Origin of the sequence: Aerococcus christensenii (genome assembly GCF_001543105.1) — a bacterium.
Taxonomy (GTDB): Bacteria; Bacillota; Bacilli; order Lactobacillales; family Aerococcaceae; genus Aerococcus; species Aerococcus christensenii.
The window spans coordinates 45,135-57,947 of the sequence record NZ_CP014159.1; the positions used below are offsets into that span (position 1 = coordinate 45,135).

Below are 12,813 nucleotides of genomic sequence, written 5' to 3' on the forward strand. Positions count from 1 at the left end.
AAAAGACCTCGATCTTAACATCGAAGTCTTCTGATTCACCTTAATCTTCTGCGATATAGCCTCTCTCATCTCCATGAGAAAATTTCCATAAAAGAGTCCCTATAATTCCTCCAACAATAGCGACAGATACCCATCCAAAACCCTGAGCACCTAAAGGTACGCATTGCACAATGGGTTGCAGATAAGTTGTCCCTATTCCAGACATTGCAAAGGCTTCAATTAGCGTATAAATCACCGTCAGAAGCACTGCACCTTTGGTTGCTCCATCGTTAGGAATTTTCTGCCTAAACAAACCAATGAATGTCACAATAATCCCTATCGGATAAGCGACCGCAAAGAAAGGACTACTTAGTCCAATAATACGTTCCACACCGATATCTGCTTGGAATACACAGAAAATACAGAAAATTAACACGGTCACCTTATAAGAAATCCGATGACGTAACAAAGTCGAAGTAAAATCTGCCACCGCTGTCAGCAAACCCACCGCCGTGGTTAAACAAGCTAAAATAACAGTAATGGAGAGAATTAATTGTCCTGCCGGTCCAATAGTCAACTTGACAATTTGACTTAATAAATCTGTTCGTTCAATACTTGGATCGAAAGTCGAAGAACCTGAAGCACCAATCCACAATAAACTTCCATAAATAAATAATAAAAGGCCTGAAGCGATAGCAGAAGCTATATAGGTCATTTTTAAACCTTCTTGAGGACTGTACTTCTTATGCTTAATAGTCATCACCATCACACTTGAAAAAAGAAGTCCTGTAACCAAATCTCCCATTTGATATCCTTCAGAAAAGGCCCAAGCAAATGGGGTTTCAATCTTAGAAGGAGCCATGTTTGTCTCTAAAGGATTTACAATTCCGGCTAAAATAATAACCACAATCATAATGATGAGGGTCGGCGTCAAGTAGCGTCCGATCTTATCGACTGCCCCTAATTTATCAACCGTCAAAAAATAAACAACTGTAAAAAAGATAATCAAAACGGCCAAATGCGGCACTTGAGGAAGCAAGGTACGAAATCCCACTTCATAAGTCGTTGCCCCTGTTCTAGGAATTAAAATAAACAAGGCAATTAGATACATCGTTAAAATATTAAAAATAATGTAAAACCATGAAGCAATGGGTTTGGTGACTTTTTGAATCGATCCTCCCCCCTTAACTACACCTACCATGGAGAGAACAGAGACCAAAATTCCCGTTAAAGCCAAACCTAAGATCGCTTTTATCCATTGATTTCCTACTAAAATACCCATATAAGGCGGGAAAACCAGATTGCCCGCTCCAAAAAACGTCGCAAATAAGGTAAAGCCAACTACTAAGGTATCTACTATAAACTTCCTATTTTTCATGATTATTACCCTCCCCTTATTCTGATCGACATTTTTATAGGTATCCTATCTCCTAAACGGGCCCCCCAATCCATTCTTCAAAAACTTCTTGGTTGCGTTTCCTATAAATTTTTGTCGTACTCGTCCTATTTAAGCACAATCTTAAGACAAAAATCAAGTCCTCTCTCAATTTTATTTTTTTTATTTCTTTTTTTTTCATCTTCTTAAAATGAAATAAAGAAAGCGATTAAGCAGTACTTATTTCATTTTAAAAATGAAGATTTAATAACTTTTTAGTTTCTTCGTACGCTTTATTGACTCGATTTTGCGTTTGACTATCTAATTTTCCGTAATACTTGCCGCCTTCTATCCAATCTTCTAGGACATAGGTTGAATAATCAAAAAGTCCAAAGCCATGTCCAGATTTTCCATTTGGAACACGATTTACCCAAGTAGGATGAACCTTGGCTTGTGCAAGATAAGTGTGTGTGTTATCCTTCTTGATTGTCAAGTCTACTAAACATCCTCGCTCTGTCCACTTATTGTCTAAGGTTTCTATACGTTGATTAGAAATAAAATTCCCCATAGAATAAATAATGAACTTCTTCTCTCCATCTTTTTCAACCACTTCTGTCGGTTCAACCACATGAGGATGTCCCCCAATGACAAGATCTGCTCCCCATTCAATCATGCGATGATAGAGTGCCTTCTGTTCAGGTGTTGGTGACAATTGATACTCCACTCCCATATGGGGCATAACTAAAATAATATCTGCCACTTTTTCAGCGTATTCAATTTCTTCTTTTATGCGGTTTTCATCCAAATCACTCATATGTTTTTCATAGTCTTCTTGAGAAAGGTTTTGTTCCATCCCATTATATCCATAGGAATAATTCAAAAGAGCGATCTTAATCCCATTCACTTCTTTGACTAATATATTTTCTTTGGCACGCGTCGGTTCTGTGTAAGCTCCTATCACGTACATTCCACGATCTTCAAAAGCTTTCTTTGTAGAATACACACCTGGTAAATTCATATCTAAAATATGATTATTGGCAATAGCCATCACATCGTATCCCGTATCCTTAATGGCATCTGCCACCTCAATAGGCGCATTAAACAAAGGATAACCCGCTAATTCTCTCTCTGGCGTAATTGTTCCTTCATAATCCGCAATAGCTAAGTCTGCCTGTTGGATCCAATCTTTCACATAGCGATAATTATTTCGAAAATCATAACTCCCATCGTCCTGCTTAGCAGACCAATAGACAATATCATGATAAAGTAAATCTCCATTAATCATCACACGGGCACTAGATTCTGCCTGTCTCTTTCCATTTTCTAAAGAAGGCCCTTTTCCTACCTTTACTAAAAGCAAAAGTAAAAGAACGACAGTTACTAAAAGAGCGAGTGTTAACTTTAAGTACCGTTTAATATTCATACGATCTCCTCTTCTTTATTTGAATGTATGTGAGCGACTAAAAACTATTTTTGACTTTATATAATTATTCGATTAGGAATTGGAAAGATCCAAAATGAAGCGAAGATCATCAATACTCAAATGAGAAGCTTGACCCATTTCTTCTTCATTAAAGAGCTCATCAAATAGCTGACGTTTTTCTTCTTGGAGTTCTGCAATTCTTTCCTCAATCGTTCCCTCTGTAATCAACCGATAAACTTGCACATCTTTGGTTTGACCAATTCTATGCGCCCGTCCAATCGCTTGTTCTTCTACCGAAGGATTCCACCAAAGGTCATAAAGAAAGACAGTATCTGCTCCAGTAAGATTAATCCCAACTCCCCCTGCACGTAAAGAGATCAAGAAAACAGAACCTTCTCCATTATTAAAGGCCGTCACTTGACGTTGACGTTCTTTCTTTTTCGTTTTTCCTTCAATAATAAAGCTAGAAATTCCCTGTTCATCTAAGTATTTCTTAATGATTGAGAGCATCGAAGTGAACTGAGAAAACACTAATACTCGCCGTTTATTATCCAAAGCATTTTCAAGTAACTGTTTAAAATACTCAAACTTACCTGATTTCCCTTGGTAGTCTTCCTTAATTAAAGCCGGATGACAACAGATCTGCCGTAGCCGTGTAATAGCTGAAAGCATTTCTAAATGTAAGTTTTTCTTAGAACCAGCATCTCCATTCAAACGCTCCTGTATATCTTTAAGATAAGCCAAATAAATCGCCTTTTGATCCGTTTCAAGGCTTGCCAATTGATTATGAACAGATTTATTAGGCAATTCCAACGCCACTTCTTCCTTTGTTCTTCTTAAAACAAAAGGACTGACCAAAGTACGTATCGTAGCGACAGGTAAATTCTGGAAATCCCGTTTGGATGGCAAAAGTCCTGGCAAAATCATCTGCATTAAAGCCCAAAATTCACTCAAATTATTCTCTAGAGGCGTTCCGGATAAGCCGATTCGCATACCTGCTGACTGCTCTGCCATCGTTTGATAGAGAATAGTTTGTTCATTTTTCAAGGCCTGTGCTTCATCCAATATCAAGATATCAAAGAAATCCTTTTGGTAGGCTTCACAGTCATTGCGGTAAGAATAATACGAAGAAATCCAAATGGAATGAGGATGTTCCTGGCGTATCTTTTCTCTTTCTTCGGCATTGCCATCAATCACTATTGCTGGAAGCGTTGGGGCGAAGCGATGAAATTCACTTCTCCAATTATAAATAACCGATGCTGGCGCTAAAATTAAGACCTTAGCTTCGGGTAACTGATCATAATAATCCGCCAAAAATCCAATAGCTTGGACCGTCTTCCCTAGTCCCATCTCATCTGCCAATAGTCCGCCGAGATTATATTTAGATAGTTGATTGAGCCATTGGACAGCATAGGATTGATAATCTGCTAATTCTGCCTTTAATTGAGGACTGGTCTGATAATCTGACCGATTAGGATGAATGATATCCTCATAAAATTGTTCAAAATCAACCGTTTGGCCTAAGGCATCTGCAAATTTTAAGGCTTGATAGGCTGGTAAACTAGCGCCATTTTTAAATGATTTCATATGTTGACGCAATTGCTTCAACATCGTATTTTGTTGAGGTGTGATAATGTTCTTTAAATTAATAATTTTCCCGTCATCTAATTGAACATAGGATTGATCCTTACTAATGGCTTGAAGAATCTGATTCACTTGCTCATCATTAACATCATCCATAGTAAAAGCAATTTTTAATAATCGATGACCAGGATTAGGCTCTACTTGCATCTTAAATTGAGATGATTTATCTTGCCAATGGGACAAGGCCTTACTATAAGTAACCTGCCACTCGTCAGGAATCAAATTCAATAAATGATCTAACCCTAACATGGTCTCATTAAAATCACTAAATCGCCGACTAAACTGAAGACCCTTACGATTAAAACCTAATTTTTCTAAGAAATGAGCTGCGTATTCTTCTGAAAACAAATCTCTTAAAATAATGCCATCACTCGGCTCATGCGTCTTCTTTGCTTGCTGTGTCAAACAATATTCCCCATAATGATAAATAAAGGTCACTAATAGTTTCTCTTGTTTAACATCAATCACAGCTTCCAGATTCAAAGGTCCCATGCCATCTGCAAATTTCAACAAAACAACATTATTAATCAGGCCATGTGCCAAAATTTGATAACCAAAATAAGAAATAAACTCTTGAGTTTCTTTCTCTGTCATAAGCCATTTATAATTATGATCAGCAAAAAGAATCTGCAAGGCCTGTAAATCTTCAAAATACTGAATCGAGGCATGTACCCGATAAAAATCTTTTCCATCATAAATTAATTGATAATGTTTGTATAAACGCATGAGAGGATTCATAATCACTAAAAAAGAATCTCCCTCTTTCTGTAATTCCAGAAGAACTGGACGCCCCTTTGTTTTTAATTCAGGGGTGACCGGCTGCTCATCCAACATAAATACCACTTGTGAGGTTTCTGTTTCAGGATAGAGCGTCAAGATTTCTCGTAAATGTACCGCATCCAAATAAAATCTTTGACTATTCTGATGGGATAAAGGAATGTTCATTCCCTCTGTTATACTCTGGCTTGAAAGGTGATAAGCAGATTCTAACTGCTTCAAAACTTCATAAACCTTCTCTTCAAAAGCCGTTTTTATCAACCATACCCGTTGATCATGGCGCGAAGATAAGTGATAAGCTTCTTCTTCTCCAAATTTTTGGAAGAAATCCGACAAATCTTGAACATAGTAACAGTGATCAAATCCTAATTTGATTCTCAAATAAAATAACCGCTCGTTCGTTAATTGAAAGGGATACACGGTCTCTTCATGCAGTTCAAAAATGACCTTTAACTGCTCCACTTCAGCCAAATTATTTATCGATTCATGTCGACAAATCCGGTGACGATAATTTTCAAGCAAGCCTTGAATAGAAGGATGTTGATCCATAATATTATCCGGGTAGCAAAATAATGGATGCTTGGAATATTTCATTGAACGAACAACTTCATGATCCTTCAGAAAAAGTTCAACCGCCGTTGTATGAGGGCAATAGGATTTTTGTTGCCAAATCGGGCAATGACAGATATCCTCTTCTTTTCCTGTTCCATCCAAAATGACTTCATATTTCTTGTCATCTATCACTTCACTTCGCCAAATATGCTTATCTTCATTTGGAATAACCTTTAACACGCGCCCTTGATCCACGAGTTCACGTGCTTCCATGATCATTTTATTTGGTATACTCCAACGCATGTCTTCACCCACTTATTTCTTCATAATTTATCCTTTAATTATACGGCAAATTTTAGCTTTCGTCCATGTCCCTACTTTTTACTTCTATCTCTTCTTTTTTACTTTTTTTATTGGAGAAAAGACCCGTTTTCAAGCAAGATGGCAATGCCTTGTCCGCCTCCAATACAAGCAGAAGCTAATCCAAACCGTTTCTCTGGATGATTTTTAAATTCATAGACCAAGCTCGTGATCAAACGCGCTCCCGACATGCCCAAAGGATGTCCTAAAGCAATCGCTCCTCCATTTGGATTAAAGTGTTTTTTATAATAGTCTCCTTCTTCTTCAATTCCTAATTCAATCAAGCAGCCAATCGTTTGGGAAGCAAATGCCTCATTAATTTCAAGGATATCAATATCATTTTCCAAAGTCATCTGCTGTCTTTCCAATAAACGGCGAATGGCAAAAACAGGTCCTAATCCCATATAAGCCGGATCACACCCTGTAATTTCAAAATCCACCACCCGAGCCATGAGAGGATAACTTTTTTCCTTAGCATAAGAAACTGTTGTAAACAATTCAAAACAAGCCCCATCATTCATTCCGGAAGCATTGCCTGCAGTGACAATTCCATTTTCTTCAAAGGCAGACTTTAGCCGAGAGAGAGCCTCTAAAGTCGTATCTGGTCGTGGATGGCCATCGGTATCAACTATTGTAACCTTTCCCTTTTTCCCAGTCACTTCAACCGGTACAATTTCCTCAGCCAACCGTCCACTACTCATAGCTTGGGCAGCTTTGCGTTGAGAATGAAGGGCAAAAAGATCCGCTCTTTGCCTTGTAATTCCATAGCGACGCGCTACATTCTCAGCAGTATTCCCCATATGTGGGATATCCAAGTCTCTCCCTGACGCTGAAGCAAGCCCTGCTAATTGAGAATCAATGAGAGACTGGTCTCCCATTCTAAAGCCTTCATATCGCACACTTTCAGGCAAATAATAAGGCGCCCGCGATAAAGATTCAACGCCTCCCGCAGCAACAACCTTTTTATCTGAGAAAAGCAATGAAAAACAAGCAGAAACTGCCGATTGCATGCCAGATCCACAGATGCGATTCACTGTCATCCCTGTTGAAGTCACCGGTAGCCCAACATTAAGGCCGATAATTCGCCCTAAGTTATTGCTAGTTTGGGATCCTATCACATTACCAACAATAACTTCCTCTATTTCGTCCTTTGAAACCCCGGATCGTTCAATGGCGCCTTGGAGACTGATCTCCCCCAATCGCTCAACAGGGACCGTCTTCAAATCGCCTAAATAAGCACCTATTGGAGTCCTAGCTGCTCCAATAATAACAATTTCTTCTTCTCGCTGTTTCAGCATCTCTCATCCTCCTAATTTTTTATAATTCTTCCCAAGAAGTCAATTATACAGGAGTTAAAGGAAAAAGGGGACAACAAAGTCAAATTTGTTGTCCCCTTAAAGGAAATGTTAGTCTATTTTATAGAAATATTTCTTATTTTTTAGCATCAAGATACGCTTTTAAGCCGCCCCATTCTTCTTGGAAGAGACCAGCATCCATCGTCTTCAAATCTTCTGCAATTTCTGGTTCGAAGTCCATCTTATCTAAGACATCTCCTTTGAGATCAATACCAGGTGCGATTTCAATCAAACGAACCTTGCCTTCATGAAGATCAAAGACGGCGCGTTCTGTTACATAAAGAACATGTTGGTCATTTTCAGCCGCATATTTTCCAGAGAAGGAAACTTGTTCGACTTCTTTCACAAATTTTGGACCACGTCCTTGATTATCAATGACTAATTTGCCATCTTCAACGTGAGCTTTGCCCCCAACAGTAAAGGTTCCCACAAAGACTAAGTTTTTCGTATTTTGAGAAATATTGACAAATCCACCTGGTCCTGGAACTTTAGGGCCAAACTTAGTAACATTGTTATTCCCATATTGGTCAATTTGGCCAATACCAAGAACAGATAAGCCTAAGCCACCACCATCATAAAAGTCAAATTGGTTAGCCATTGGAAGAACAGCTTCCGCGTTAAGAGAAGAACCGAAGTCTAAACCACCTGCAGGGTTCCCTCCCCAAACGCCTAACTCTAAAGTTGTTACATATTCATCTGAAACGCCTTCTTCAGCAGCGACATGAGCAACCATATCAGGGATACCGATTCCCAAATTGATCACTGAGTTTGGTAATAATTCCATAGCTGCACGACGGCCGATGACTTTCTTAGCAGATAATTTAACTGGGCCTTTGTTTCCTACTGGGACATGAATCTTATTCGCGAATTCTGCCTTATAATAAGTTCCCATAGTTTGGAAGTGATGTTCTTCTTCTTCACAAACTTCTAAGTAGTCAATTAAACCACATGGAACAAGAACTGCTTTAGGATCGAGGGTATTATTTTCAACAACCGCTTTGACTTGAGCAACCACTATCCCACCTTTACGTTTAGTAGCAAGTGCTAATTCCAATTGCTCTAAGATGCCAATTTCATCTTCAACGGTTAAGTTTCCTTTTTGATCAGCATAAGTTCCGCGGATGAAGGCCACATCAATATCTAAATCAGGATATTGCAACCATTCTTCTCCGTTTACTTCAACTAACTCTACAAGATCTTCATTGGTGCAGGCTGTTGCACGAGCGCCTTCTAATCTTGGATCAACATAGGTTTGTAACCCTACTTTTGTCAAATAAGGTTTGTGGCTTCCAATTGCCCGATAAAGTTGTGTGAAGACCCCTTGAGGGAAGAGATAAGCTTCTACTTCATTGTTAACAACTTTTTCAACCATTTTTGGTGAAGACCCAACGTGACCAGCAATCACACGTTTTACTAATCCATCGGCTACTAAATGGTCAGCCCCACGGCCAGGTTGGTTGTTACCAATCCCACTTGACCATACAGCGGTAATGTTTTGAGGATGGCCTTCTTCAGCATATCTTTCTTCTAATGCCGCTAAGAGGTCTTCAGGTAAGCCGCTTAGTCCAAAGGTAGACATAGCAAGTGTTGCATTGTCTTTCACTAATTCAGCTGCTTCACGTCTTGTGATAACCTTTTTATTTTTACCCATAACAATTCTCCTTTTTAATTAATTTTTTAATATAACACGGTTGAAGCTAACAACATGACAATTAAGGCCACTAAGTGACCACCATTGACAATAACAAATTGATGCCAGAAAGCATTCTTCAAGTTTAAACCTGTAATGTTATTGAAGGTAATCGTCACCCCAGAATGTGGAACAACGGTAATAACAGCAGAAGCTACACATGCTACCCGGTGAATCAATTCAGCAGGTACCCCCATATCGAGGTAAGATTGTGCAAAATTTTGCATCACAATTCCCAAAGTTCCAGAAGAAGATCCTGTAATACCACCTAATAGGGCAGTAGCTACAGATAACCCAATAAGTGGACTTCCTGGAATAGCCATAATTGCTTCTTTAATAATTCCAAATCCAGGAGCTGCGGTTAACACAGATCCGAAGGCTACAGAACTAGAAGTTGCAAAGGCTGAAGGAACAGCTCCATTAGCCCCTAGGTTAAGCAAAGTCATTTGATTTGAAAGATATTTACGATATAAAATAGCACTTAATAAAATTCCGACCGTCAATGCCACTAAGATAATGTTTGGCACTTTCGCAAAGGTTAAAATAATTCCAACTAAAACAATAAGTGGTAAGATCGCTAATAAAATAGGTGGATAATTGCCGTCTTCTTCTTTTGCCTCTTCTTCTACTGCTTTTTCCCCTTCTCCAAGGTAGGAGTAGAAATCTTCTCCTTTAGCAATAGAACGGTTAAGTTGAATTCTCAAATAAAATAAACCAAACACTAACAAAGTAATGATACCTACTAAACTAAGAAGAGGAGCCGCTGTTAAACTCGTCCCTAAGTAAGTTGTAGGTACAGCATTTTGAACGGAAGGTGTTCCTGGTATCATTGACATGGTCACTGTTGCCATCCCTAAGAAGAGTGGAATAGGTAAGAGTGCCCAATTCACATCCAACTTTTTAAAGATAGGACGTGCCAAAGGAACTAAGGCAAACATAACGACAAAGAGAGAAATTCCTCCATAAGTTAACAAGCCCGCAATGCCTGCAAATGCCACTAAGACTAAATAAGGATTTTCCAGACCGACTTTATCTAACACCCAGTTAGCAATAGATACGGTTGCGCGACTTTTTTCCATGTACTGTGCAAGTACCGCCCCTAATAAGAAGATTGCAAAATTCTTAATCAAAAAGCCTGCTAATCCTGTCATATAAGACGGAGATTTTCCAATTAATGCTGGGATAATATCCATTTGGTTAGTCAAAATAACAATCAAAGTAGCCAATGGAGCGGCAATAACAATATTTAACCCCTTCACTGACAAATAAATAATTGCAATAATTCCTAATGCAATTCCGATAACTCCTAGCGTCCCCATACTCATCATAATTCTTCTCCTTAAAAATAATATTTAATATACAAAGCCAATCCCCTATTCCTTATAGATGATGCTTCACTCCTATAAAATCTTTCAACCTTCAGTCACTTTTCTTATCTCACTCACCAGAAACAAATATGGCCTAGAAAATGGCAATAACAAGAGTAAAATGTTTAAAACATTCTTAATTTCTAGGCCAATTTCTTCCTAGGAGTAATCCCTTTCACTCAGTTCATAATGTTCTCCTAAATCACTCTTTTCTATAACTAAAAAGTTAGTCAATAGAAAAAGAAACAATATTGTGGTAAAATTAAAGTCTCAAGATTATTCTTTAGGAGGCTTACCATGTCAAATATTACACCCCTTGTTTTAATGGAAACCATCGTATCAGAAGGTAATATTACAGCTGCGGCTGAAAAGCTTTACGTTTCACAACCTTACTTGAGCAAAATGCTCTCTCGTTTAGAAAGTAAATACGGTTTAATTTTTTTCCAACGTCTTCCAAGATCTGTTCAAATCACTTACGCAGGTGAACAATTTCTAAAGCATCTTCGCAAAATCAATGATATCGAAGAAGATATGGTGAACGAATTTGATAAAATCGCTAACCACAAGAAAGGAAAGATTAAACTGGGAATTAACCCTGCTCTAGGTTCTTCTATCCTTCCTCTTATCATTCCTCCCTTTTTGAAAAAATATCCAGATATTCTTTTCGAATTCTATGAAGATGATGCAGATTCTATTGATCATTTGATTGAAAATCATGTGATTGATCTTTCGTTTGGTATGGCTCCTATTGACAGAACTGATCTTTTTCATCATTACATCTATACCGATGAAATGCATCTCATCATTCCTGATACTAATCCCCTTTATAATCGTAAATACGGTGCCTACACGACTATGTTTCCTTATGAGTTAGATGTCCTTAATAATCTCCCCCTCGTCCTTCTCCCAAATAAATACGGGATTCGCCGATTGATTGATATTTTCTTTGCCCGGAAGCATCTCTCTCAAAAAGTTATTTTAGAACCTGAAACTATTTATTCTGCTGTTGGACTTGCTAGAAAAGGACTAGGTGCGACTTTCGTTCCAGTAACCGGTATGCATTGGCCAAGTTTTAACCGATGCAATGTCTTTACCTTTAATAGTGATATCTTCAAATGTGATTATGTCTTCACGATTCGAAAAGACCACGTTCTCTCTCCAACACTTCAAGAATTTATTAGTGATTCCACTCGAATCTTATCCGAACTTTCGAAAGATTTTAGATTTAATATTAAAAGTAATCATTAAAAACTATTTATTTTTGAAAACTGGACGACGTTTTTCTTTAAAGGCTCTAATTCCTTCTTTAGAGTCTTCTGTTGCAAAGTTTTCTACAAAGATTTTTGTTTCAAACGGTAAAGCTTCTGAAATTTCTAAACTTGATCCTTGATTAATTGCCCGCTTAGCAGCTTGTAAACCTTGAGGAGAATTTTGAGCCATTTTTTCAGCGAATTCAATGGCTTTTTCTTGTAAAGTTTCTGAAGGGAAAACTTCATGAACTAAACCAAATTCTTTAGCTTGTTCTGCATTTAAAGTAGTCCCTGTATAAATTAAAGCTTTGGCTCTAGATTGACCGATTAAACGTTGGAGTGTTTGGGTTCCGCCACCGCCAGGAATAATTCCAATACCAATTTCAGGAAGCGCTAAGTTTAATTTTTCCCCTGCAATTCGAACGTCTGCAAACAAGGACATTTCGCAGCCGCCCCCACGTACAATCCCGTCATAAACATAGACAACAGGTTTCTTTGCAAAGTAGAAGCATGAATAGTTGCGTTTAGAAACGCGACAATATTCTTCAATTCCATTTTCTTCTTTTTGGGTAGCCAACATTTCATCAAGATCCATACCAGCGGAGAAGATCTTGCCGTTCTTTTGTTGTGCCATTGTAAAGTAAATGACAGAAACGTTATCGTCTTCATCTAAACGTTTCACAGCATCTTCAATTTCTTGAAGGTGAGCCATCTCTAAAATATTCAAAGGAGGATTATTTAAAATAATTTTCCCTACTTTGTTTTCTACAGTTACAGTTAACACTGACATAAGAGTCACTCCTTTTAAATTTTTGTGTTTCAATTCACAATAAAATTTTCGCATGTCCCTCTTCATTTCACAAATTCTTTTTTTCAGCATTTACCATAACTATTTAGGAATTCCTATGAATTCAACTTCTTTCTTCCTTTAGTTCCTTTGATTTCTAAATATTTTCTTTCAAATATCCCCTCATTATTTTTTTTATAAAGGTCTTAGTGTTTTTAATAACTAATACTTTTTTAGTAAAAGTGAAAATTTTT

The 12,813-nt window shown here is 37.9% G+C and carries 8 protein-coding genes; 1 reads left to right on the forward strand and 7 read right to left on the reverse strand.

Annotated elements, in window-relative coordinates; all coding sequences use genetic code 11:
• Nucleotides 1–40: 40 nt before the first annotated feature.
• The 6 genes from brnQ to AWM71_RS00195 form a co-directional block, all read right to left on the reverse strand.
• Nucleotides 41–1,357: a branched-chain amino acid transport system II carrier protein gene (gene brnQ / locus AWM71_RS00170; protein ID WP_060776119.1), complete on the reverse strand. Its 1,317-nt coding sequence runs from the start codon at nucleotides 1,355–1,357 to the stop codon at nucleotides 41–43.
• A gap of 247 nt (nucleotides 1,358–1,604) precedes the next feature.
• Nucleotides 1,605–2,777: a CapA family protein gene (locus AWM71_RS00175; RefSeq protein WP_060776120.1), complete on the reverse strand. Its 1,173-nt coding sequence runs from the start codon at nucleotides 2,775–2,777 to the stop codon at nucleotides 1,605–1,607.
• A gap of 72 nt (nucleotides 2,778–2,849) precedes the next feature.
• Nucleotides 2,850–6,053, reverse strand: coding sequence for a DEAD/DEAH box helicase (locus AWM71_RS00180; RefSeq protein ID WP_082698929.1), 3,204 nt, complete (start codon nucleotides 6,051–6,053; stop codon nucleotides 2,850–2,852).
• A 107-nt stretch (nucleotides 6,054–6,160) separates the two neighbouring features.
• Nucleotides 6,161–7,408 (reverse strand): thiolase family protein, encoded by a 1,248-nt coding sequence (locus AWM71_RS00185; RefSeq protein WP_060776122.1) that lies wholly within the window; start codon nucleotides 7,406–7,408, stop codon nucleotides 6,161–6,163.
• A 133-nt stretch (nucleotides 7,409–7,541) separates the two neighbouring features.
• Nucleotides 7,542–9,116, reverse strand: a complete 1,575-nt coding sequence (locus tag AWM71_RS00190; RefSeq protein WP_060776123.1) for an acyl CoA:acetate/3-ketoacid CoA transferase — start codon at nucleotides 9,114–9,116, stop codon at nucleotides 7,542–7,544.
• 26 nt (nucleotides 9,117–9,142) lie between these two features.
• Nucleotides 9,143–10,474, reverse strand: a complete 1,332-nt coding sequence (locus AWM71_RS00195; RefSeq protein WP_060777409.1) for a GntP family permease — start codon at nucleotides 10,472–10,474, stop codon at nucleotides 9,143–9,145.
• A gap of 345 nt (nucleotides 10,475–10,819) precedes the next feature.
• Between AWM71_RS00195 and AWM71_RS00200 the strand changes: the two genes are divergently transcribed.
• Nucleotides 10,820–11,770, forward strand: a complete 951-nt coding sequence (locus AWM71_RS00200) for a LysR family transcriptional regulator (RefSeq protein ID WP_060776124.1) — start codon at nucleotides 10,820–10,822, stop codon at nucleotides 11,768–11,770.
• A gap of 3 nt (nucleotides 11,771–11,773) precedes the next feature.
• On the opposite strand, the gene AWM71_RS00205 is transcribed toward AWM71_RS00200, so the two are convergent.
• A complete protein-coding gene (locus tag AWM71_RS00205; protein ID WP_060776125.1) occupies nucleotides 11,774–12,562 on the reverse strand; it encodes an enoyl-CoA hydratase/isomerase family protein in 789 nt (262 codons plus the stop codon).
• Between the last annotated feature and the right edge of the window lie 251 nt (nucleotides 12,563–12,813).